The organism is Marinobacter maroccanus (assembly GCF_002933275.1).
In the GTDB taxonomy this organism is placed as follows: domain Bacteria; phylum Pseudomonadota; class Gammaproteobacteria; order Pseudomonadales; family Oleiphilaceae; genus Marinobacter; species Marinobacter maroccanus.
Genome location: NZ_PSSX01000006.1, coordinates 85,817 through 109,957, shown reverse-complemented (window position 1 = coordinate 109,957; position 24,141 = coordinate 85,817). Strand labels below are relative to the sequence as shown.

Genomic DNA, 24,141 nt, shown 5'->3' with positions numbered 1-24,141 from the left:
TCAAGACACCTGAACCACGGGTATTTCCTCCGGGTGGCCCGGTGCGTTATGACCCCGGCGCTTGCCGCGTCGTTTCACGATCAGCGGCGGACACTTGTGGTCATCGAAATAAGTCATCTGGCAATCGAGGCAGTAATGGCATTCCATGTAGTTGATGTGGCCGTCCGGGTGGATGGCCTGGACTTCACACTCGTGATCACACAAACGGCAGGGGTTGCCACACTCCTTGCGGCGTTTAAGCCAGTCGAACACCCGCAGTTTGGTCGGCAGTGCCAAAGCCGCACCCAGCGGGCACATATAGCGGCAGAACACTTTGCGGGTGAACAGGTTGACCACCAGCAGCAGGACGGCGTAGGTCACGAAGGGCCAGCTACGATCAAACTTGAGCGTGATCGCGGTCTTGAACGGCTCCACCTCGGCAAGCCGTTCGGCGGTCGCCATGGAATCCAGCGACACCCCGAACAGCACAAGCAGAATGATGTACTTGATGGCCCATAGCCGCTCGTGCACGACAAAAGGCACGGTGTATTGGGGTACCTTCAACTTGCGGGCAATTTCATTCAGCAGCTCCTGCAGCGCGCCAAACGGGCACAACCAGCCACAGTAAACTGCCCGGCCCCAGAGGAGGATGATGCCGGCCACCACGGCCCAGAGGATGAACAGCATCGGATCGATCAGGAACGTGCTCCAGCTGAAGCCACTGATCAGGCTGTTCACAAACGTGAGCACGTTGACGATGGACAATTGCCCCATGGCATACCAGCCGATGAAGAACAGCGTGTAGGTCAGGAAGGCGTGGCGGATCCAGCGCATCATCTTCGGCTTTTTCACCAGCCAGTCCTGGAAAAACAGGATGAACATCAGCACGCCGATACCGATACCGAGCACCACAATCTGGAATTCCCGCTGGTACCACACCTGAACCCACATGGGCTGGCTCTCCAGCCATTCTTCCTCGGTAACGACCGGCTCCGGACGAGTGTAATACTGCTCCGGAAGCTGGTACTCCAACGGAAACACCTGGAACTCGCTGTCCAGTGGTCCGGTCTGGCGCTTTACAGTGAGTTCGAGTGTCCAGGGTGTACCGGGGTCGAAGTTGTACTGCTGGCGAATGATGAAGATCGCCATCTCGCTGAATTCCGGCATGCCCTCGGCATAGACATCACTCAGGCGGTAGAAATCCAGGTCACGGAAATTGAAGGTGTCGCCGAACTGACGGATCTGGATGCGATCGAAGATGCCGCCGCGAACATAACCTGAACCCTTGAAGGAGTATTCACCGTTGGCCATCACGGCAATGGCATGCTCACCCTCTTCCAGCTCGGATGTCAGCCACTGGTACTGGCTATCGCCCAGCAGATTCCGGCCAATGGTGGGCGCATCCAGGTAAGCGGCATACAGATCAATCAGCGGCTCCTTGCGCTCCTCGGGGCCTGCGGTATCAACACCCTCGGCTTCCGTCCCCTTGAAGGAATCATCCACCTGGCCCCTGGTAAGCATTAACCGGCGCACCGAGCCGTCACCGGTCAGTTCCTGCCAGGTTTTCTGCTCGAAGGTCTGTTTGTCGACGGTCGCCAGAGGCGGACGGCTTCCATCCTCGCCCTCAACCATGCCCAGTTCCACTCCCACCCGATGGGCGGTGCGCATGATCACTTCATTGATCACCATCACGGTAACCGTGGCCCCGGACAATCCGTCAACGGCCACCTTTCGTTCCGAAGAGGTTCCGCCCACGGTTACCCGCTGGTCCGCTTTTAGGCCTGTGTACTGATCGGTAAAGGCGTGCATCTTACTTTCGGGTATACCCACCAGAAGAATGGGTTCGTCGTGGTGGATGACCTTGGCAGCCTTGATGGTGCCTTCGGTATCCAACACCACCATGGCATTGACCGGCTTTCCGGAGTAGGCGGGCGTCTGGACAAAATCCAGGGACTGATAGGCGTAGCCCACCAGTTCCTTGCGGGCATAGAGCTCCTGGATCGCTCGATTGCCTTTGCGGGGAATAACCCGGGTGACATCCGGAAACGCCTGCTTGATGACCTGACGACCGGCAACGGGCTCATACTTGGCCAAAGGCGCTGCATTCAGGGCCATGGCCATGATCAATGCGAAAAAGAGAAAAACGAAGCGGGAAAAAACGGACACTGAGGACTCCCTGAAAAAAGCGCCTTATTGCTTAAGCCTAGGCAAATTAGAGGAAAATCAAATACCTCTTATTGAATACACCTGGCTGACGAATCGATCAGATACACGCTGTCAGCCCAGGCTGACAGCGTTTCCGTTTGAATCGAGCGGGAGGTAATTACTGATATGGCCGAGGCGGATAGACTCCACCATCATGGTCAGTGGCTGCTGCGCTTCATCACTGGATGGAGGCGTGCCGCCGCGGCCGGACATGGCGGCAACGAACACCACATCCCAGGCTTGGCCGGTGGCACGGGATTCTTCGTGCAGGACATCGAAATCCGGTGCTTCATCGGGCGTCTTGTCGACGCAGACCACCGGCGTCAGGGCGCCGCCTTCACCGCGCTCAAAAGCGGCTTTTTCTTCCGGGGAGGCCTCATCCGGCAACTCCGCCCGACAGAACACGAATAGCAGACGCTGGGGCTCCTGCTGGCTATAGGAGGCCTGAATCAGGTCACTGTAACTGCTGATCATTTTGGTGGATCCTTACTGGTACCGGGCCGCTGCGCTTTACGCCTGGCGGGCAATGAGCTGGTCGGACGAGGTGAGCCTGCGAATTTCGTCGCACACTTCTTCCACGGCGTCTTCGCCGTAGCTCTGTCCATAATGTTTCTTGAAGCCGAATTCGTAGAGCCGGACATGCTCATCGGGCTCAACACCGATGTTCTCGAGACAGGCCCGGGCACAGTGCAATGGGCAGCCATCAATAACGGTGATCGGGCGACCGGATCTGGCTGCTTTCACCAGGGACGGCACCTTGCCGCCGACGCCGGAGATGCAGGACATTTCGAACTCACCGGCATGGTCGAGTTTTACCGCCACATTGTTGGCCAGCTGCGCCACATCAGAGCAGCCGGAACATGAGTAAATGAGTGGGCGTTGCTTTCTCGATGTCACTTGTCCCCCTTTCCAAAATGCCTGGAGGCTTGAATGTGGTCCGTTACTGGCTGATCTCAATAAGGCGCTGCGGGTCCGAGATGAACAGTCGGCTGCGGTTGACCCGCACCAGTCCGTTGGCTTTCAGATCCGCCAGAATCCGGGAGAAAGTCTCCGGCTGCATGGCCAGCCTGGAGGCCACGAGGCACTTGGGTAACGGCAACTCGACTTCTCCACCCTCTTCTGCGCCATTGGGCAGCAGGTCGATCAGGTAGCGGATCAGGCGGTCACGGGCATTCTGTACGGTCATGATTTCCAGGTCATGGAACCGGGAAACCGCGCGTTTGGCGTAATGCCGCAGGGCTGCCTGGGCGTATTTCGGGTTGCTTTCCAGCATGTCCTGGTAGGCCTTGACCGGGATCATCAGCACCTCGCTGGATTTCAGGGCCTCGGCGTAGCAGGCGTACCGGGGCGGATCAGCGTAGATCATGACTTCCGCGAAGCAGTCGCCAGGGGCGATGCTGTCGAGGGTTCGGTCGATGCCGGAGGAGTCCAGACGGTAAAGACGCAGGCGGCCGGAGATCACGAAGAAGAAATGGTGCGCCGGCATGTCCTGGCGGTAAAGCAGCTGGTGATGGCCCAGGCGGATTCTTCGGGATTGCTGGATCAGGTGCTGCAGGTCTTTGCCATTGAGTTCCGAGAACAGTGGATGGCTGCGCAGGGCCTGGAGGCCGTCTTCGTCGTCAAAGGGTTTGTTGACGGCGACGAGCACGGGTTTGGTGTAGCGGGTTTCGGCCGTTTGGGTCAGTGCCATTGGTGTATCCTCTCTGCATATTCATGCATGCTAAATCATGATTTAAATAGTAGAAGGATACTCGGTGAAAATCGCTCCCCCCATGGGGGTAGTTAGGGGGTTATTCGGGAGTAATTGATCTAACTCAAAGTGTTTTATTGCTACCTATTCGGAGACTAAAACTTAGACTTGGGAGCACAGGATGGTGGGCCGGTTCGCTTTCCAAAACACGCTCCTTACGGCACATCCATGTGGCGCTTGGGCTCCGCCATCCATGGCTCCGCACAGTTTTGGAAAGCGAACCGGCCCACCATCCTCCAAACCGAAGAGTTAACCTTCAGATCATCCTGCTCACTGCATTAGTGGCGAGTCGGGTAGCTCGAGATCTACTCCTTCTACGCCAGTTTCCGCTGCCAGAACCTGCAGGTACTGACGGAAGGCCCGTCGGGTTACGCTCTCGCTCAAGTACTGCCTAATCTGGGGTTTGACGTGCTCATACGGGAGCTGCTGGCCGTCGATTCGCTGGTCGACGCGGACGATGTGCCAGCCGTAGCGGGTTTCGATCAGTTCCGGATTGAGGCCTTCTTCCAGTGACAGGACGGGGCGTTCGAATTCTTCCACGGTCTGGCCCTTGCTGATCTGGCCCAGGCTGCCGCCCTGGTGGCGGGATTCGCAGGCGGAGTATTGTTTGGCCAGTTCGGCGAACTGGGAGCGGCCGTCGATGAGGGACGATAGCAACTGTTGGCCGGCTTCTTCCTGGCGGATGCGTTCCTGGACGTCGTCCGGGGCAGCAGCGAGTAGGATGTGGCTGACGGCCATGAGTGTGGGACTGCAGAATCGGGCCGGGTTGGCGTTGTAGAAACGTTCGCAGTCCTGTTCGGTCGGGTCCGGAACGTTAAGCTCGAGTTCCAGTACCCGGGCAATGCGGTCTTCTTCGTCGGCGATGTCGTCTAGCTTGAGGCGGCTGGCCTGTTGCAGGAGGAGCTCACGGATGACGAGGCTTCTGGCGGCATCGTGCCAGGCTTCGGCGACTTCTTCGGCCGGGTGGTGCTGCATTTCCCGGGCGATGTCGTCTTCGCCGATGAGGGTTTCGCCCACGTAGACCGGCGGGAACTGGTTTCTGGGCTTTTCAGCGTCGCCAACGGGGATCAGTTGCATGATGGTTACCTTTTGAGCTGGTTGTCGGATTACGGCCCGCTGGGCCTAATCCGACCTACGTTTCGTCTTTCGGGCTCGGGAATTTGTCGGATTACGACTTCGTCTAATCCGACCTACCGTAGGTCGGATTAGCGTGGCCCCGCCACGCGTAATCCGACACCTTCACCGTCACCTCAATTCACACCATTACGCCCGCTTGCGAACCACCTGGTACTTCCGCCCGAAATACTCCACCGGCACGCTGAGCATGTGCACCAGGCGGGTGAACGGGAATAGTACGAAGATGGTCAGGCCCAGGAAGATGTGGGTCTTGTAGATCCAGTGCACGTCGGCGATGTAGCCGGCCACGCCGCCCTGGAGGGTGACAACACCCTGGGCCCAGGCGGAGAACTTGAGCATGGTGCTGCCATCCAGATGGCCCATGGTGGGCAGGATGGTGAGCATGCCCAGGACCAGCTGTACCACCAGGATGACAATGATCATGTTGTCGGCGAAGGTGCTACTGGCCTTGATACGTGGATCAGTCAGACGACGCCAGGCGAGCATGCCGCCGCCAATGATGGCCATGATGCCGGCAATACCACCCACCACGATCGCCATGATCTGCTTGGTGCCGGGTGTCATGAACGGCTCGTAGAACGCGTGCGGTGTCAGCAGGCCCACCAGATGGCCAAAGAAGATCACCAGTACGCCGACGTGGAACAGCACGCTGGCCATCACCATGTTCTTCTTGCGCAACATCTGGCTAGAATGGGCTTTCCAGGTGAACTGGCCCTGGTCATAGCGAGCCCAGGTGCCAATCACGAGGATCGCGATAGCAATGTACGGATAGACCCCGAACAGTAGTGTATTGAGATAGGACATCATTTCCGTTTCCTCCTGCGCCCTCAGGCGCGCCCTGCCTGACGGGGTGTTGCGTCCGTCATCAGCTGATCACTCAGGTGAATGGTCTGGGTCTGTTCCAGTTCCCGGCGGCGTTGGCCTACAACACTGCCGGTACTGCAGGAGCTGCCCTGATCATCAACAAACTTCACCATTTCCTCTTCCCAGACTTTGTCCAGAGCCTCCGGGGTGTCGTCGCGCTCTTCCGAGGCAACGATTCGGGCCAGCTCCTGGCGGTTTGCCGCACGCCCGGAGAGGGTCAGCAGCGAGTCCATCACCACGTGATAGAAGCTTTCCCGCTGGTACAGACGCTCACCCAGCAAGCCCAGGATGTGGTGGATGTCCTCCAGCCAGTTACGGATCTCGTCCCAGGGGCGGGTGGAAAGGTATTCCAGGAACAGTGGCAGGTAGTCCGGCAGTTCCCTGGCGTCGATTTCCAGACCGTTGCTGCGATATTCCTCCATCAGGTCCACCATGGCCTGGCCTCGATCGCGGGATTCCCCGTGCACGTGTTCGAACAGCAGCAGAGACGTAGCCCGGCCTTTGTCGAACATGCCGACGTAGTTTTCCTGCATGTCCAGCAGGTCGCCATCGCACAGCATCTCCACACAGCGCAGCAGTTGCTCCTTGTTCTGCCTCGGCAGCCGGCTGTCCTCAAGGACAGCGGCAATCAGGGCATCTTTGGAGGTCTGGAGTTCTTCGGTCGGGTACTCGAGTACCCGGGCCAGTACTTTTAAAAGTTGCATCTCGGCCTCCTTATTCCTGCAGCTGTTTCGGGTCAACCTGCTTCACGGTCGACAGCTTCTGGACCATGCTGGTGGTCTGTTTGCGGCCACCGAACATGTTGAATTTGCTGTCGCCGTTGCAGCCTTCACCGAAGCTGAAGCCGCAACCGTTGCGCTCGCCATGGGCGGTGGCATCGGGGAAGGCTTCTTTCGCCAGCTCGCGGTGGCTGGTGGGAATCACGAAGCGATCCTCGTAGTTGGCGATAGCCAGGTAGCGGTACATCTCGTCCGCCTGGGCCTTGGTCAGACCGGCTTCCTCAAGGGCGCGCAGGTCTTCCTTGCCTTCCACGGTCTCGGCACGCTTGTACAGGCGCATGGCCATGATCCGCTTGAGGGCCCGGACAATCGGCTTCTCGTCACCAGCGGTGAGCAGGTTGGCCAGATACTTCACCGGGATCCGCAGGCTTTCGATCTTCGGCAGTACGCCGTCGAATTCGACCTTGCCGGCTTCCGCCGCGGACTGGATCGGGCTCAGGGGTGGCACGTACCAGACCATGGGCAGGGTGCGGTATTCCGGGTGCAGCGGCAGGGCCAGTTTCCAGTCCACCGCCATCTTGTACACCGGGCTCTGCTGGGCGGCTTCGATCACGTTCATCGGAATGCCATCTTTCTTGGCCTGCTCGATCACTTTCGGGTCGAACGGGTCCAGGAAGATTTCCAGCTGCTTTTCATAGAGCTCATGCTCGCCCGGAGCGCTGGCCACTTCTTCGATGCGGTCGGCGTCATACAGCAGCACACCGAGGTAGCGAATCCGGCCAACACAGGTTTCGGAGCACACGGTGGGCATGCCGGCTTCGATCCGCGGGTAGCAGAAAATGCACTTCTCGGACTTGCCGGTTTTCCAGTTGAAGTAGATCTTCTTGTACGGGCAGCCGGAGACACACATCCGCCAGCCACGGCACTTGTCCTGGTCGATCAGGACGATGCCGTCTTCCTCACGCTTATAGATGGCACCACTCGGGCAGCTGGCAACACAGGCCGGGTTCAGGCAGTGCTCGCACAGGCGCGGCAGGTACATCATGAAGGTGTTTTCGAACTGGCCGTAGATATCCGCCTGCACCTGGTCAAAGTTCTTGTCCTTGCGGCGCTTGGCGAACTCGGTACCGAGGATCTCTTCCCAGTTCGGGCCCCATTCGATTTTCTGCATGCGCTGGCCGGAGATCAGCGAGCGCGGCCGGGCAACCGGCTGGTGCTTGCTGTCGCCGGCGGTGTGCAGGTGCTGGTAATCGAAATCAAACGGCTCGTAGTAGTCGTCGATCTGGGGCAGATCGGGATTGGCAAAGATGTTCGCCAGTACCCGGAAACGGCCACCGATCTTCGGGCGGATCTTGCCGGAGCTGTCACGCATCCAGCCGCCCTTCCACTTGTCCTGGTTCTCCCACTCTTTCGGGTAGCCGATACCGGGCTTGGTCTCGACGTTGTTGAACCAGGCGTATTCCATGCCTTCACGGCTGGTCCATACGTTTTTGCAGGTGACTGAACAGGTGTGGCAACCGATGCACTTGTCCAGGTTCAGCACCATGCCGACTTGGGAACGGATCTTCATTTTACAGCCTCCTGAACAGTGTCATTGCCTTCACCGTCGAGCCAGTCGACGTTGTGCATCTTGCGAACCACCACGAATTCGTCGCGGTTGGAACCTACGGTTCCGTAGTAGTTGAAGCCGTAGGAATACTGGGCGTAGCCGCCGATCATGTGGGTCGGCTTCGGGCACACCCGGGTGACCGAGTTGTGGATACCGCCACGGGTACCGGTAATTTCCGAGCCCGGAATGTTCACGATCCGCTCCTGGGCGTGGTACATCATCACCATGCCGGGCATCACCCGCTGACTCACAACCGCCCGGGTTGCAATGGCGCCATTGGCGTTGAACAGCTCGATCCAGTCGTTGTCCTCAATGGCCAGTTCTTTGGCGTCGTCCTCACTCAGCCACACAATCGGGCCACCGCGGGACAGGGTCAGCATCAACAGGTTGTCGCTGTAGGTGCTGTGGATACCCCACTTCTGGTGCGGCGTGATCCAGTTCAGCGCTTTCTCGGCGTTGCCGTTGCTGCGCTGGTTGATCATGCTGCTGACCGTCTTGGTGTTGATCGGCGGGCGATACACCAGCAGGCTCTCGCCGAAGGCGCGCATCCACTCGTGGTCCTGGTAGAACTGCTGACGACCAGTCAGGGTGCGCCAGGGGATCAGCTCATGGACGTTGGTGTAACCGGCGTTGTAGGAGACATGCTCGTCTTCCAGACCAGACCAGGTCGGGCTGGAGATGATCTTGCGCGGCTGCGCCACGATGTCCCTGAAGCGGATCTTCTCCTCTTCCTTGTTCTTCGCCAGATGGGTGTGGTCCAGGCCGGTCATTTCTGACAACGCAGCCCAGGCTTTAACCGCAACCTGGCCGTTGGTTTCCGGGGCCAGTGTCAGGATGACCTCGGCTGCATCAATGGCACTCTCGATCTTCGGACGGCCTGCGTTCGCCCCCTCGATGTGGGTGTAGTTCAGATCCTTGAGGAAGTTCACTTCCTTCTCGGTGTTCCAGTTGATGCCTTTGCCGCCATTACCCAGCTTGTCCATCAGCGGGCCAAGCGAGGTAAAGCGCGCGTAGGTGTTCGGGTAATCCCGCTCAACGGTAATGAAGTTGGGCGCGGTCTTTCCGGGGATCAGATCGCACTCGCCCCGTTTCCAGTCTTTCACATCAAACGGCTGGCCCAGCTCGGCCGGCGCGTCGTGCAGCAGCGGCAGGGTAACCACATCTTTTTCGACGCCCAGGTGGCCTTCGGTGGCCTTGGAGAACGCCTTGGCGATGCCCTTGTAGATCTCCCAGTCACTGCGCGCTTCCCAGGCCGGATCGGTAGCGGCGGTCAGCGGGTGGATGAACGGGTGCATGTCGGAGGTATTCAGATCGTTCTTCTCGTACCAGGTGGCCGTCGGCAGAACGATGTCTGAATACAGACAGGTAGTGGACATGCGGAAATCCAGGGTCACCAGCAGGTCGAGTTTGCCTTCCGGCGCCTCGTCATGCCATTTAACCTCTTTCGGCTTGGCGCCACCTTCGTGGCCCAGATCCTTGCCCTGCAGGCCGCTCTTGGTACCCAGCAGGTACTTGAGCATGTACTCGTGGCCCTTACCGGAGGACCCCAGCAGGTTGGATCGCCAGATAAACATATTGCGCGGATGGTTCTGGGGCGCTTCCGGATCCTCACTGGCAAACGCCAGGGAACCGTCTTTCATGGACTGCGCCACATAGTCCGAGACTTCCATTCCGGCTTTTTCCGCCTCGGCAGCAATACCCAGCGGGTTGCGGTTGAGCTGCGGCGCAGACGGCAACCAGCCCATGCGCTCGGCACGCACATTGTAGTCAATCAGGCTGCCGCCGAACTTGGACTTGTCCGCCAGCGGCGACAGGATCTCGTCGACACCCAGCTTCTCGTAACGCCACTGACCGGAGTGGGCGTAAAAGAAGGAGGTGGAGTTCATATGCCGGGGCGGACGCTGCCAGTCCAGACCGAATGCCAGGGGCTGCCAGCCGGTCTGCGGACGCAGCTTTTCCTGGCCAACGTAGTGGGCCCAGCCACCACCGCTCTGGCCAATACAGCCACACATGATCAGCATGTTGATCAGGCCGCGGTAGTTCATGTCCATGTGGTACCAGTGGTTCATACCGGCACCGACGATGACCATGGAACGGCCCTTGGTCTTGTCGGCGTTATCGGCGAACTCACGGGCAATGCGGATCACTTTCTCGGCGGGGACGCCGGTGATCTTTTCCTGCCAGGCCGGGGTGTAAGGCTTAACTTCGTCGTAGGAAGTGGCACCGTCATCCTCGCCCAGGCCACGGCTGATGCCGTAGTTGGCGACCATCAGGTCATAGACGGTAACCACACGTCCTTCGGAGCCATCGGCCAGCTGCACCTTACGGGTGCCCAGCTTGTGCTTGAGGATGTCCTTGATTTCCACGTGCTTGAAGTGGTCGTGCTCGATACCACCGAAGTACGGGAAGGCAACGTCCACAACGTCATCGTGCTTCTCGACCATGGACAGCTGCAGGTTGACGTCGGAGCCTTTGGCGGTCTGCTTCAGATTCCACTTGCCCTTTTCACCCCAGCGGTAGCCAATGGAACCATTGGGCGCGGTCAGCTCACCGGAGGCTTCATCAATGGCGATGGTTTTCCACTCGGGGTTGTTTTCTTCACCCAGCCCGTCCACCAGATCGCTGGCGCGCAGGAAGCGGCCGGGCACAAAGCTGCCGTCGTCGTTCTCATCGAGCATGACCAGGTACGGCATGTCGGTGTAACGGCGAACATAGTCGGTGAAGTACTCACTGGGCTTGTCGACGTGGAACTCTTTCAGGATCACGTGGCCCATGGCCATGCCCAGAGCGGCGTCGGTACCCTGCTTGGGGTTCATCCACTCGTCGGACAGCTTGGAGACTTCGGCGTAGTCCGGCGTAATGGCGACGGTTTTGGTGCCCTTGTAGCGTACCTCGGTGAAGAAGTGGGCGTCCGGGGTACGGGTCTGGGGCACGTTGGAGCCCCAGGCAATGATGTAGCCGGAGTTGTACCAGTCGGCGGATTCCGGCACGTCGGTCTGCTCACCCCAGGTCTGGGGAGAGGCCGGCGGCAGGTCGCAGTACCAGTCGTAGAAGCTCATGCACACGCCGCCGATCATGGACAGATAACGGCTGCCGGCAGCGTAGGAAACCATGGACATGGCAGGGATCGGCGAGAAGCCGATGATGCGATCCGGGCCATGCTTCTTGGCGGTGTAGACGTTGGAGGCGCCAATCAGCTCGTTGACTTCATCCCAGCTTGAGCGCACGAATCCGCCCATACCCCGGCGGGGCTTGTACTCAGCGGTTTTCTTGGGGTCTTCCACGATAGAAGCCCAGGCTTCCACCGGGTCATTGAACTGCATGCGCGCGGCACGCCAAAGCTTCATCAGATGCTTGCGCATCAGCGGGTACTTCAGGCGGTTGGCGCTGTACATGTACCAGGAGTAGCTGGCACCACGGGGGCAGCCACGTGGCTCGTGGTTGGGCAGATCCGGACGGGTACGGGGGTAATCGGTTTGCTGGGTTTCCCAGGTAACCAGGCCGTTCTTGACGTAAATCTTCCAGCTGCATGAGCCGGTGCAGTTTACGCCGTGGGTGGAACGCACGATCTTGTCGTGCTGCCAGCGCTGGCGGTAGCTGTCTTCCCATTCGCGACTGACTTCGTGGGTTTCGCCATGGCCGTTGGAGAACGGCTCGCGCTTCTTCCTGAAGTAGTTCAGTTTATCGATCAAATGACTCATGGTCTCTTTCTCCATCAACCCGTCTGCTGGATCGTTACTCCGATTTGAGACCATTGTGTGTGAGAAAAACCGCGAAATCTGCGTGGTTACTACCTCATAACCCGTTTCTACCACCCTGGGGGTAGGCGGCTTATATCCCCGGGTGGAGAAGGTGTTCACGCTCGTGCCGGCGACTTTCCCGGGCAAACAGGAAAAGACAGCCCACAAGCAGCAGGAAGAGAATCATGAAGACCGCACTGCGGATACCCAGCCAGTGATTAACGCTGCTGAAAATCACCGGCAGAACAAAGGCTACGGAACAGGCGCTCACCAGCAGCAAGCCGGCAACAAAGGCCGCCACCGAACGGTTTTCAACAATAACCAGCCGCTGGAGGCTACCCATGGTGCAGCCCATGGCCAGCCCGAGGGTGACGACAAACACACCCTCGACTTGCATGGGCAGGGCAAATTCAACGCGGATTGTGGCGTCAACGCCCTGGATAAACAGGGTCATGGGTGGGTAGGACAAAACAAACAGCGCCATCAGACAGACCATCAGTGCTCGGCTGACCACCCTTGCACTGCCGAAGCGGTCAGAAAACCCTCCCCCCACGATCTGGGCCAGAGCACCTGGAATCACAAACCATTGAGCCAGCCGCGCTCCGGAATCCACTGACAGATCGAACTGTGAAGACAGGTAGTCCGGCAGCCACAAGGCCAACGCGAAGAAGCTGCCGGCGACAACGCCAAAATAGCCACAAAGCTGGCCGGCCCGCCTCGTCTGCATTCGGTGTAGCAGCACCCGGACTGAGGTTTCTGCGGTCGGGTCCGCCTCAGCGTCTTCCGGATCGGTAAGCATGACCAGCAGCGCAAGCACCAGAACCAGCACAATAAGATAGGCCAGCGGCACCCCGTGCCAGGAAAAGGCCTCATGGAACAGTGGCACCAGGTAGTAGTTGAATCCCGCGCCGGTTACGCCGGCGCCAAACACCCCCAGCACAAGGCCCAGGCGTTTGGATTCACAGTGTCCTGTCACGAACTGCAACCCGGCGCTGTAGAATCCACCCGCCAGCCCAAGACCACCGGCGGCAATCAGGTACCCGGGGAAGGTATCGGTGGTCAGAAGTATCACCATGCAGGCTGCGAGCCCGGCCAGGCAAATCAGCATGACCCGGCGGGCGCCGAATTTCTGCGCCGCCAGGCCCGCTGGAACGGCCAGCACCGCCCCCACCGCCATCGGCATCGCCAGCAGGAATCCAAACTGCAAGTCGCTGAGAGCTAGCTCCGAACGCAGATGGACTCCGGCCACCGCAAACAGAGTCCAGCACCCGGCAGCAACAACAAAGCCCGCCACCGCCAACGGCAGCACCACTGCCAATGACGCCAGCCGGTCATCTGCATGATCCGTTTCGGACTTCATTACTGTCGCTCTTCTGGAAACCTGCTTTTCAGTTTCATCTTTTGATCATAAAGGGGTCAAAGATTATGATGGGTTACCAACCATTGGGGTAATTGACTATCCTCAAGGAGGTATCACGGAATCCTGGTGCGAGGCATAATTCACCTAGCCCCGCCAAACGCATTGATGCGCACGAGATTGAATGAAATCCAGAAGCCCGCTTGTAAACCGAATCGCCATCGTCGTTGGCGCCGTGGTGGTGACAGCCCTTGTCAGCATGGCGACCACGCTTGCGGTTTCCAAAAGCATCGAAGGCAATGCCACCGCGATCAATCTGGCAGGCGCCCTGCGCATGGGTGCGTTCCAGCTGCTGGCCCAAAGCGCGGGCCCTGCGGTTCCCGAGTCCGGTGAGGACTCGATCTCGCAGATGCTGGACCAATACGAGACCAGGTTGGCTGACGCCAGCATCACCAAGGCCATCCCCGAAAGCCATGACCATCCGCTCGGCGCCCAGTACCAGGCCATTCTGGAATCCTGGCAAACCACGCTTCGGCCTGCCCTGCAGGAACATGACGAGGGCACGCCTGTTTCCGAGGCCATGCTGGCCTCAACACAGCAGTACGTTGATAACGTAGACCAGCTGGTCAATATGCTGGAACAGCGAACCGAAGCCCGTATTGACCTGCTGCACCTGATTCAGATCATCAGCCTGGCTTTTTCCATTCTTATCATCGTGGCGCTGTTCATTGATCTGAAAAACCGTATTTTGCGGCCACTGCGCAAGCTGGTCAGCATCGCCATCGCCGTGGGCGACCAGGACTTTTCCCGTAAGGCCAACCTGAGCGGCTCCGACGAGCTGGCACAACTTGGCCAGGCCTTTGACCAGATGACCAGCGAGCTGGCACTGACCTATTACGAGCTGGAAGAAAGGGCCCGCCTGAAAACGGAAGAGCTTGAAAGGAGCCACGCGGCCCTTCAACTCCTGCATTCCGCAAGCCGGGACCTGTTTGCCAAACACGATCTGTGCAATGGGGCGATCCCCATGCTTCAGGAGCTTGAGCAGCTACTGGGCATTGGCCCGATCCGCCTCTATCTCCATGACAAGGAATCCTCAGAGCCAATTCAAGCAATCACCACCGCCAGCCGGGAACGGCCCTTCTACTGCCGTGATCACCACTGCAATGCCTGCCTGGTGACGCCAGAGGCCTATGACGAGCTTCCCGTGGAATCCAACGACGGTCGGCGGCTCCTGCTTCCGATCCGGACCCCCGGGCAGCTACTGGGTACACTGGAGGTCTGGTACCCGGCCGAAGAAGGCCTTTCGAAAACCTCTCGTCGGCTGCTGGAAACCCTCAGCGACCAGCTGGCCACCGCCATTTTCCTGGAACGGCAGATTACCGAGGAGCAGCAGCAGACCCTTGCCGAAGAACGCACCGTGATTGCCCGGGAACTCCATGATTCTCTGGCCCAGTCACTTTCATACCTGAAAATGCAGGTTGCCCGGTTGCGCCGCCTTAACATCGACGGCGAGCAACAAAAAACTCACGAGGCGATTCTCGACGAACTCAGTACCGGCCTGAACAGTGCCTATCGCCAGTTGCGGGAGCTGCTGGCGACGTTCAGGCTGAAGCTGGACACGCCGGATCTTGCTACTGCCCTGCAGAAGACCATTGAAGAATTTTCCGAGCGGCTGGGTAAGCCGGTTGGGCTGCAGTACAATCTGCCGCCCCAGACCCTGTCGCCGAATGAAGAAATCCATACCCTGCAGATTGTGAGGGAAGGCCTGGCCAACGCGGTCAAACACGCAGATGCCACAGATATAACCGTGGATGTTCTGTTCGAATCGCCACAAGTTCGGGTACGAATCCGGGATAATGGCAAGGGCCTGCCCGGCAGTGACCAGCCCGTCAATCATTACGGCCTGATCATCATGCAGGACCGCGCCCGAACCCTGGGCGGTAAGGTCGAAGTAAGCAACCGGGATGAAGGGGGTGTGGAAGTCACCCTGGGATTTGTTCCCAAAAGCCGAAACCTGATTCCCACAGAAGCATCAAATGCCTGACCAAAAGAGAGAACCCGATGTCTGAGTCACCCGCAAGTATTCTGTTGATCGACGATCACCCGCTTCTTCGCCAGGGCATCAAACAGTTGATCGACATGGAAGACGATATGAGCGTGGCCGGGGAGGCCAGTAACGCTGCCGACGGCATTCGGCTGGCCACCGAACTGGAACCCGACCTGATCCTGATGGACCTGAACATGCCCGAGATGGACGGCATTGAGGCTCTGAAGAAACTGCGGGAACAGAACATCAGCTCCCGCATTGTGATGTTCACCGTGTCGGACCAGGAAGATGACGTGGTGGCGGCACTCCGGGCCGGTGCTGACGGCTACCTGCTGAAGGACATGGAACCGGAAGACATGATCACCCAGCTCCATCAGGCTGCGGTCGGCAAAATGGTGATCAGTGACCGACTGACCACTCTGTTGGCAGAGGCCCTGCGCTCCAACAAGCCCCAGCAGGCATCACGCCCGGATTTCGACAGCCTGACGCCGCGGGAAAAGGATATTCTGCGCCTGATTGCAGAGGGCCTTTCGAACAAGATGATTGGTCGCAAGCTCGACATCAGTGACGGCACCGTCAAGGTCCATGTGAAACACCTGCTGAAAAAACTGAACCTGCGCTCAAGGGTGGAAGTGGCCGTTTGGGCGGTGGAAGAAGGCCTGCACAAGGGCTGAGTTATATCAAATCGTTCCAGAGCACTTTGCTTTACTCTGTGCCGGTTACTGACCGCCCGGAGTAAAGCATGGCTTTTTCACTACCTTCCATTGCCTCCCTGAACTCTCCCCTGATTGGGCAAACGCTTTCCGTCCTTCGGGAGTACATGCCCTCCCCCGCGCCCATGCTGGGCGCTATTGATCGCAGAATCCCGGTTCCCCTCAAGCAACTGGCTGCAGAAGCGCCGCTGAATCGCATTTTTGCCCAGGCCATTGATGACGGAGAATTCGATGACTTCGAAGGCCGCCGGATTCGACTGGAGGTGAACGGCGGACAACCCGGCATCACCATTGGCTTCTGGGCCGGCCGACTCCGGGTGATCGACGGCCCCGGGGAGGCAACCATCCGGGGCTCACTGGCTGCTTTCAGGACTCTGGCGGAACGTCGACAGGACCCCGACCAGTTGTTTTTCCAGCGTCGGCTGGTTATTGAAGGCGACACCGAGCTGGGCCTGGGTCTGAAGAACCTGCTCGACAGCCTCGAGTGGAACTTTAAAGCCCTGTTTTGAACTGCTGGCCGGCAACCAGATCCATCCCCGGCCTGCCATACCAGTACCCGTTGCACGGTGGCGCCTCCACCAGCTGCAGCGGGTCGGTGGCCGGCAGTTCGCCCCGGCGGACCTGATCAAAGCGTCTGACCACCGCCTCCATGCGCAGATGTTCCGGGCTCAGGCGCACGGTGCTTACCCCCATACGCCCCATATCCGGCAACTCCCGCATCAGATCGTACCGGGAGCCAGACAGGGTGGAAATGCCGTTGATGCGGAACAACTCCTGGCTTTCCCGGGAGCGCAACTCCATGCCATCCGGATGCTGCAGGCAGCGGAACTCGCAGTTGTCTTTGGGCAGGTTGTAATGACGGGCGGTAAAGCATCGTGAGGACCAGGCCAGGGGGAGGAAGCCCCAGGAAAACACTTCGGCGGGAAGATCCAGCCCTTCCTGCTGCAGCTCCTTGATCAGCTGCTCCAGGGCTTCCTTGCCCAGCTCCACCGGCAGGTTCCATTCTTTCAGGCCCTGTTTGGCGAGGATCTTCAGGGTAGCGGTGTTGTAGATGTTCATGGACGGGCCGGTGACAAACGGTATCCTGTTCCGGATGGCTACCTGCAGGGCGCTCTGATCGTTGGCCTCTACCAGGAATTCATCCTGCTCACAGAACCGGCGCAGGCGACGCAAATCCGCCTCCGACTCAATCAGTGTGAGCGTGGAGAGCACCACATTCTTGCCACAGGCTTTCAGATCACGGGCCAGGTCCAGCCAGTCATCCGGTTTCAGTTCCCGCCGGCGGGAGCACACCACCTCGCCCAGATAGATGGTATCCACCGGCAGCTCGGCGGCATTGGCATAGAAATCGAAAACGGTCTGCCTGGACCAGAACCACAGGATTGGCCCCAAGGATAACTTCAGCATGGATGGTGAAACCTTATTTCCATTTGCGATGGTAGGCGCCCAGCGTTGTCAGGCCGCCCTCGGAAAGCCCCGCCAGCGTCTGCTGCCATTGAGGTTCAACAGTAAAGCCGTCGGTGCCGGCTTCAAGATTATCCAGGGCATGGCGCCAGGTTCTGGCTACGTCTGCGATGTAGGCCGGGCTTCGTTGGCGCCCCTCAATCTTCACTGCACTGATACCCAGCGCCTGAAGCTCCGGCAACAGGTCCAGGGTGTTCAGGCTGACCGGCTCCTCAATGGCGTGGTAAACATGACCTTCAACCTGAAAACGGCCTTTGCACAGAGTCGGATAGCCGGCGGATTCGCCCTGGCCATAACGGTCAATCAGGACATCGTTGAGGCGGGACTCAAGCCCCTTCGGGGTTTCCTGCCAACGCACAGCTTTGGCCGGGGAACAGGCGCCCCGGGTATTCGGGGACTCATCGGTCAGGTAGGAAGACAGGTAGCAACGGCCCTCGGCCATGATGCACAGGCTACCGAAGGCAAACACTTCCAGTTCCACCGGGCTGTGTTTGGCCACACCGCGCACCTGGTCCAGTGACAGAACCCGGGGCAGCACGGCCCGGCGAATATCGAAGTTGTCCTTGTAGAACGAGAGCGCTTCATGGCTGGTGGCAGATCCCTGAACCGACAGATGCCGGGGGATATGCGGATATCGGTTGGCGGCATAATCCAGCAGCCCCATATCGGCCAGGATGATGGCGTCCACGCCGAGACTCGCGGCGCGGTCCACCGCCCCCTTCCATTGCTCCCACCCCTCTGGTTGCGGGTAGGTATTGATGGCACAGAAAACTCTCGCGCCCCGGAGGTGGGCGTATTCAATGCCTTCGGCAGCACGCTTGTCGTTGAAGTTCAGGCCGGCAAACTGACGAGCGTTGGTACTATCTTTAAAGCCGAAATACACGGCGTTGGCGCCGTTATCAACGGCGGTTTTCAGGGCCGGGAGGCTGCCGGCCGGGCAGACAAGTTCCATGTTGTTCTCCGCTCGTGTGCGACGAACAAAAGCCTAACTTCCAAGCCTGCCCGGTACCTTGATCTTTGTTATCAAACGCTTAACTTTTAACGGATGATTCACGGAAATTCCGCAAAAACCCTGGACACTCCTTAACACTGAGTGGTTTGGCAAACAGATAGCCCTGCCCCGAGTCACACGACAAAGCTTGTAAAAACTGTCTCTGTTCAGACGTCTCGATTCCCTCTGCGATCACTTCAAGACCAAGCGTGTGCCCCATCTGGATGATCGCCTTGGCTATTGCACCGCCCTCAAGATCTTCGGGCAGTACCTTTGTGAACGACTGATCTATCTTCAAGCGGAACAGTGGAAACTGCTTCAGGTAACTCAGGCTTGAATAGCCCGTACCAAAATCATCAATGGCCAACTTGATGCCCAGCTGATCCAACTCCTCAAGCTTGCAGAGCACGTCTTCAATACCATGCATAACCACGCTCTCGGTAAGCTCGAGCTCGAGGTGCTCAGGGCGCAGTCCACAGCGAATCAGCGCTTCCTCAACGGTATCTATGAAATCGGGCTGACGAAACTGATGGGCCGAAACATTGACCGCTATGGTTCCTGACACCAACCCCTCGTCCATCCACTCCACGTACTGGCAACAGGCCGTCTTCAGTACCCAGTTGCCAATGTCCACGATCAGGCCGCTCTCTTCCGCGACAGGAATGAAGTGGGCCGGCGAAATCAAACCTCGAACCGGATGCTGCCAACGCACCAGTGCCTCGAAGCCGATCACTTCCCCTGTTTCCAAGCTGATCTGGGGTTGGTAGACGAGAAAAAGCTCATCTCTCTCAATTGCGAATCGTAGATCTCCCTCCAGCCCGATCAGCTCCAGTGCCCGTTCGTTCATTTCCGGAGAGTAAAACTGATACCGGTTCCGGCCTAAACCCTGTGCCACATGCATTGCAGCGTCCGCATTCCTGAGCAGAGTCTCTGAATCCTCACCGTTGTCCGGAAAACAGACGATACCCACGCTGACGCCCAAAAGGATTTCCTGGCCATCGATAGTGAACGGCCGGGTAACAACCCGAATGATCTTTTCGGCTATCCTTGCCGCGTCCTGCTCTTCCTCTATTTCAGGAAGAACAACAATAAACTCATCGCCACTTTGCCGACTCACCGTGTCATCGGCTCGCACGCAATGAGAGAGCCTTTGCCCCACCTCGTGCAGTAATCGGTCTCCGAGTACGTGACCAAACACATCATTTACATTTTTGAAACGGTCGAGATCGATAAGAAGCAGCGCCACCTTCATTCCAGAGCGCTCTGCGTGATGTAATGCAACGTCAAGACGGTCCGTCATCAACAGCCGGTTTGGAAGATCGGTGACGGCATCATGGACGGCCATGTAGTTCAGCTGCTCATGGGACTGATGCCGTTCGATTACTGCCGCAAGAGTATTGGCAACACCCTGCAGAAACCGGATATCCTGCTCCGAAAAACGCTTTGGCGAGTCGCTGTATGCGCCCAGAACGCCCAGCGGCTTATCGGCCCGACCAATCATGATGTCCGCACCACTGATAATATTGTGGCTTTTTATCAGATCCGACTCGGCGAACCGGTAGTCGCTCATGACATCGTCAGCCGCAAGAGGCTCAGAGGTTCGAAAAACAGCCAACGCTCGGGCAATCTCAGCCCGGTCCACCAGGTCCAGGCCCACTAATCCAGCACTCCATCCTTGCCCGGCCGTCATGACAAACGCAGACCGCTGAAAATCAAACAACACGACCCTGCTGAAGGAAATGCTCAGACCTTCGGCAGTCGCTTCGCAGGCGCTCTCAATAACCTCATCGACACTGTCAACGGATAGCGCCAGCTGACCAAGCCTGGCAACCAGCAACTGCTGCCTGGCATGGTCCTTGAGTAATCGTTTTGCGCGCTTCTCTTCGGTTACGTCGTGAGCCAACACCAACTCGGCCCGCCGCCCTTTAAAGAGCAGAAAGTGAGACATAATCTCAACGTCCAGCAGCCTTCCTCCCTTGGTCCTGTGGCGCCAGACACTGCCGGTATCATTGAGGCCCTCAGTCACTTTTGTCACGTTATCGAGAAGCCTGGCAACGTCTTCACTCGGACGAATGTCCTTGATGGTCATGTCCAGAAATTCCTCACGGCTGAACCCGTACTGATAGATAGCCGCGTCATTCACTTCCAGAAATTCCAGGGTTTCGAGATCATAGACCCACATTGGGTGAGGGTTGGCCTCAAACAATTCCCTATGTCGCTGCTCACTTTCCTGGATGTGCCTGAAATCCTTTTCCAGCCGATCTTGTACCTGTGAAATTTCTTTGATGGGTGAAGGGGCGCCGCCGGGAGTGGAAAGGGCAAGCGCCTGCAACTGGCGAATCACCGGCCTTCCTGCAGCCGAGCCCAGAATAACCCCGACCAGTATCGCCAACCCTATGACGATCAGCAGTGCGAAGGCTTCCCGCCAGAACAGCGCATTGTAGGATGCCTCGGGGATGTCAATTCTGGCGGTCCAGGGCGCAAAGCCGATCGGCTCACTGACGCTCACCCAGGAACCATTTGGCAGACCAGCGCCGGGACTGTTTGACGGATTTTGCGCAATAACCTGGCCTGTTCCATCAATCAGGCTTAACGACCAGCCTCCAGGCAGCTCCAACCCGGCGATGCGAACCTGGAATTCGGAGGCGTCCATCGGGCTGATCAGGAGATGCCGAACTGCACCGTTCCTCAGCATGGGAACTGCAATGGCAACCAATGTGGTTCCCGTAATCGGGCCGGTAAAGGTATCGCCGACTGCCGGAGCCCGGGTTTCCAGCGCTGTTGGAGCGGCCGCGTGGCCTGTCGGCCTTGGCACCGGGGGCAACGCCGTGCCAAACGGAACACGGGTATTGAACAGCATCTGCATCGGATCACCCGTATCCGCGAACAGGACCGGGCTACCAAAGTTATTGTGGAAATCGCGGGCCAGGTCGTACAGCTGATGCCACTGCCCGGGCGAATCGGCAAAGGAAGAGTCAGCCAGGATTCCCAGCGCCTTTATCCTGGCATCCAGATAGTTATCGACGTCTGCGACAGCGTCATTGACCAGAAAAACCGCCCGCTCTCTCATGTCCTCCCGGTGTTCCATTACCGAGAGCGTCGCCATCCCGGCCGCAACGAGGATGAGGGGGGTGACGCCTAACCAGATGAGACGTGAAAGGTATCTGTCCAATGGCCGCTGTTTCATTGCAAGGCGCTTCCCGAATCGACCGGATGAATATAAGACTAGCATCTGCCTGCCCGGTCGGAGCAGCCAGCAAAGTACCGGATGGAGAAACAGGCGGTCTTGACCCATATCATCGTATGTCAGGCTGTTAACTGAATACCCATGAGGAGATACTCCACGTACTATTACCAACTCCTTGAAAATCTTTTGCAAAACAGTTGATTAACAATCAATTACAGCAACTTACACAGATCGGACTACCTCCTCGTTACCCCTTCTCGTGAATAGAGCCGGCCCTGTCATTCACTGGATAATACGCGCAACGTCTAATCAACAGAGTCAAGGCAATGAACCTCATAAACAACCTCTCCATGCGGGGCAAGCTGACCACTCTGGTAGTGCCCGCCCTGCTCGTGATCGTATTTTTCGCCGCGGACAGCATTACCACGAACTACGGCAAGCTCAGCGACATGCAACAACTTGGCACCATGGTTGATCTGGCCAGAACGGGTGATCCGTTGACGGAAGCACTCCAGAAGGAACGGGGCCGCTCTGCAGTGCTGCTCGCCAGCGATGCCGGCACAGACGCAGCTGCCCGTGCCGAAAACGAACTCGCCAACCAGCGCCGCGAGACCGATAACCGGATTGCGACCTATCACCGGGAAATCCGGGCACTTGCGGCCGAGACCGATTTTGACCGCGCCGTTGGCGACAATATTGCGAGCGTTGAACGCAGCCTCGACAATCTCGCTGCCATCCGTCGCTCCGTGGACAGCCGGTCGATTGCACCGGCGGAATCCGCACGTTATTACACGGATACCATCGTTTCACTGATCGACCGGATTGGCATGATCGTGCGCCGTTCAACCGACCCGCAACTGACCCGGGACGTCAAGGCCTACCACGCCCTGGCGGAGCTTGCGGAAAGAGCCGGGCGTGAACGTGCAATCGGTGCCTCACTCATCCGCAGCGGCGATTTTGATCTGCCGACACTCCGTCAGATTGCCAGTCTGGCCGGACAACAGGATGCCCATCTGGACAGCGCGGTTACGCTTTTGACATCTGATGACCCGAGACGCGCCCTACTGGAATCACAATCCGCTTCCACTGAGCGTCGGGCCCTGGAGACACAACGTGAGACCTTGTTCAGCAGCCCTTCCGGCATGTATGCCCTGGATGCCTCGGAATGGTTTGCAACCACCACCAACCGCATCGGCTCCCTGAATGCCACGCGCACCGACCTTCTAACTGGCGTGATGGCTCTCGCCAATCGTGAGGTAGCGGAGGCCAGGAACGATCTGATCATGGCGTCTGCGCTTTCTGGCGGTGCGGTACTGGCCGTTCTTGTTCTGGTGTTTGTCATTATCCGTGCCATCAATCTCCAGGTCGGCCGCCTGCTCGATGGCGTTCGGTTCGCCATGGACAACAAGGATCTGACCCGTGAGATAGAAATCTCCAGCCATGATGAAGTGGGCACCATTGGCAAGGCCATTAACGAGCTGTTCGGACGCTTCGGCAATGCCCTGCTGCACATCGACAAATCCAGCGTGCAGCTGGCCACCGCTACCGAGGAGACCAGCTCGACTGCCGGCCAGAATGCCAGCCAGGTGAGAAACCAGCAGCAACAGATTGAGCAGGTGGCTGCGGCCACCGAAGAAATGTCCGCCACCTCGGAGGAAATCTCCCGGAACACTCAGCAGGTCGCCGACGCCGCACGCAGCGCCATGGAGAAGAGCCGCACCGGCGAGCAGGTGTTGCATGGCAGCGTCCAAAGCATCCGCACTCTGGCGCACTCGGTGCAGAAAGTTAACGAAGTAATCGAAGAACTGGAGAACCGCAGCTCAACCATCGCCGACGTGGTGGACGTGATCCGGAAGGTTGCCGATCAGACCAACCTGCTGGCATTGAATGCGGCGATTGAAGCCGCACGCGCAGGCGAGCACGGTCGCGGATTTGCCGTAGTTGCCGACGAGGTCCGGACCCTGGCACAACAGACTCACGAGTCTACGACTCAGATTGAGGACATTATCAACGGGTTCCAGAACATTACCGACAGTGCCAGCCGCTCGATTGTGGAAAGCCACAAACTGGCAAACGCTACCAGCGAGCAGGCGTCAGAACTGGAGCAGACCTTCGCGGATATCCTGACCGATGTGAACAGCATCTCCGATATGGCCAGCCAGATTGCCACCGCCTCTGAAGAACAGGTAGCGGTTACCCGGGAACTGGCGGGGAGCATGGAATCAGTCAGTGAAGCGGCGATTCTGACCCTGACCGGCTCTCAGGAGATTACCCAGGTGACCAGCGAGCAGGCGCGGCTCGCCAGGGTCCTGCAGGACCTGGCCAACAAGTTCAAGGTGCCGGCCTACAGCTGATGCCAGCAAACGCAAAAGGGGCTGT

Annotated in this window: 17 protein-coding genes; 4 read left to right on the top strand and 13 right to left on the bottom strand. The window is 58.3% G+C overall.

The annotated features are described in order from the left end of the window. The 10 genes from nosR to KEHDKFFH_RS09165 form a co-directional block, all read right to left on the bottom strand. Window positions 1–2,100, bottom strand: a complete 2,100-nt coding sequence (nosR, locus tag KEHDKFFH_RS09210; RefSeq protein ID WP_104321743.1) for a transcriptional regulator NosR — start codon at window positions 2,098–2,100, stop codon at window positions 1–3. 156 nt (window positions 2,101–2,256) lie between these two features. Continuing rightward, window positions 2,257–2,658, bottom strand: a complete 402-nt coding sequence (locus KEHDKFFH_RS09205) for a hypothetical protein (protein ID WP_053112951.1) — start codon at window positions 2,656–2,658, stop codon at window positions 2,257–2,259. 36 nt (window positions 2,659–2,694) lie between these two features. Beyond that, window positions 2,695–3,081 carry a putative zinc-binding protein gene (locus KEHDKFFH_RS09200; RefSeq protein ID WP_104321647.1) on the bottom strand — a complete coding sequence of 129 codons (387 nt, stop codon included), beginning with the start codon at window positions 3,079–3,081 and terminating at the stop codon, window positions 2,695–2,697. 43 nt (window positions 3,082–3,124) lie between these two features. Continuing rightward, window positions 3,125–3,874, bottom strand: a complete 750-nt coding sequence (locus KEHDKFFH_RS09195; RefSeq protein ID WP_104321646.1) for a Crp/Fnr family transcriptional regulator — start codon at window positions 3,872–3,874, stop codon at window positions 3,125–3,127. A 330-nt stretch (window positions 3,875–4,204) separates the two neighbouring features. After that, on the bottom strand, window positions 4,205–5,011 hold the full coding sequence (locus KEHDKFFH_RS09190) for a peptidylprolyl isomerase (protein ID WP_104321645.1): 807 nt from the start codon (window positions 5,009–5,011) through the stop codon (window positions 4,205–4,207). A 186-nt stretch (window positions 5,012–5,197) separates the two neighbouring features. Further along, window positions 5,198–5,875 carry a respiratory nitrate reductase subunit gamma gene (narI, locus tag KEHDKFFH_RS09185; protein WP_104321742.1) on the bottom strand — a complete coding sequence of 226 codons (678 nt, stop codon included), beginning with the start codon at window positions 5,873–5,875 and terminating at the stop codon, window positions 5,198–5,200. Between the two features lie 23 nt (window positions 5,876–5,898). Further along, window positions 5,899–6,639, bottom strand: a complete 741-nt coding sequence (gene narJ, locus KEHDKFFH_RS09180) for a nitrate reductase molybdenum cofactor assembly chaperone (RefSeq protein ID WP_104321644.1) — start codon at window positions 6,637–6,639, stop codon at window positions 5,899–5,901. A gap of 10 nt (window positions 6,640–6,649) precedes the next feature. Beyond that, window positions 6,650–8,224, bottom strand: a complete 1,575-nt coding sequence (narH, locus tag KEHDKFFH_RS09175; protein WP_104321643.1) for a nitrate reductase subunit beta — start codon at window positions 8,222–8,224, stop codon at window positions 6,650–6,652. Further along, the gene (locus KEHDKFFH_RS09170) at window positions 8,221–11,964 is read right to left on the bottom strand and encodes a nitrate reductase subunit alpha (RefSeq protein WP_104321741.1); all 3,744 of its coding nucleotides are present in this window, start codon (window positions 11,962–11,964) and stop codon (window positions 8,221–8,223) included. The genes narH and KEHDKFFH_RS09170 overlap by 4 nt, the downstream gene beginning before the upstream one ends. A gap of 130 nt (window positions 11,965–12,094) precedes the next feature. Continuing rightward, complete coding sequence (locus tag KEHDKFFH_RS09165; protein ID WP_104321642.1) at window positions 12,095–13,363, bottom strand: MFS transporter; 1,269 nt, start codon at window positions 13,361–13,363, stop codon at window positions 12,095–12,097. Between the two features lie 181 nt (window positions 13,364–13,544). Between KEHDKFFH_RS09165 and KEHDKFFH_RS09160 the strand changes: the two genes are divergently transcribed. The 3 genes from KEHDKFFH_RS09160 to ubiT all read left to right on the top strand — a co-directional run bounded on the left by KEHDKFFH_RS09160 (window position 13,545) and on the right by ubiT (window position 16,629). Then, a complete protein-coding gene (locus KEHDKFFH_RS09160) occupies window positions 13,545–15,404 on the top strand; it encodes a histidine kinase (protein WP_104321641.1) in 1,860 nt (619 codons plus the stop codon). Window positions 15,405–15,421: 17 nt separating this feature from the next. Then, a complete protein-coding gene (narL, locus tag KEHDKFFH_RS09155; RefSeq protein ID WP_008175410.1) occupies window positions 15,422–16,081 on the top strand; it encodes a two-component system response regulator NarL in 660 nt (219 codons plus the stop codon). A 68-nt stretch (window positions 16,082–16,149) separates the two neighbouring features. Next, window positions 16,150–16,629 (top strand): ubiquinone anaerobic biosynthesis accessory factor UbiT, encoded by a 480-nt coding sequence (gene ubiT, locus KEHDKFFH_RS09150; RefSeq protein WP_241956472.1) that lies wholly within the window; start codon window positions 16,150–16,152, stop codon window positions 16,627–16,629. On the opposite strand, the gene KEHDKFFH_RS09145 is transcribed toward ubiT, so the two are convergent. The 3 genes from KEHDKFFH_RS09145 to KEHDKFFH_RS09135 all read right to left on the bottom strand — a co-directional run bounded on the left by KEHDKFFH_RS09145 (window position 16,613) and on the right by KEHDKFFH_RS09135 (window position 21,762). Then, window positions 16,613–17,527, bottom strand: a complete 915-nt coding sequence (locus tag KEHDKFFH_RS09145; RefSeq protein WP_104321640.1) for a U32 family peptidase — start codon at window positions 17,525–17,527, stop codon at window positions 16,613–16,615. The genes ubiT and KEHDKFFH_RS09145 overlap by 17 nt on opposite strands. Before the next feature lie 13 nt (window positions 17,528–17,540). Next, complete coding sequence (gene ubiU, locus KEHDKFFH_RS09140) at window positions 17,541–18,536, bottom strand: ubiquinone anaerobic biosynthesis protein UbiU (RefSeq protein WP_104321639.1); 996 nt, start codon at window positions 18,534–18,536, stop codon at window positions 17,541–17,543. A gap of 79 nt (window positions 18,537–18,615) precedes the next feature. Continuing rightward, window positions 18,616–21,762, bottom strand: coding sequence for a bifunctional diguanylate cyclase/phosphodiesterase (locus KEHDKFFH_RS09135; protein ID WP_158253192.1), 3,147 nt, complete (start codon window positions 21,760–21,762; stop codon window positions 18,616–18,618). 326 nt (window positions 21,763–22,088) lie between these two features. Here KEHDKFFH_RS09135 and KEHDKFFH_RS09130 point away from each other — a divergent pair, with 326 nt between their 5' ends. Beyond that, the gene (locus KEHDKFFH_RS09130; RefSeq protein WP_104321637.1) at window positions 22,089–24,116 is read left to right on the top strand and encodes a methyl-accepting chemotaxis protein; all 2,028 of its coding nucleotides are present in this window, start codon (window positions 22,089–22,091) and stop codon (window positions 24,114–24,116) included. Window positions 24,117–24,141: the final 25 nt, after the last annotated feature.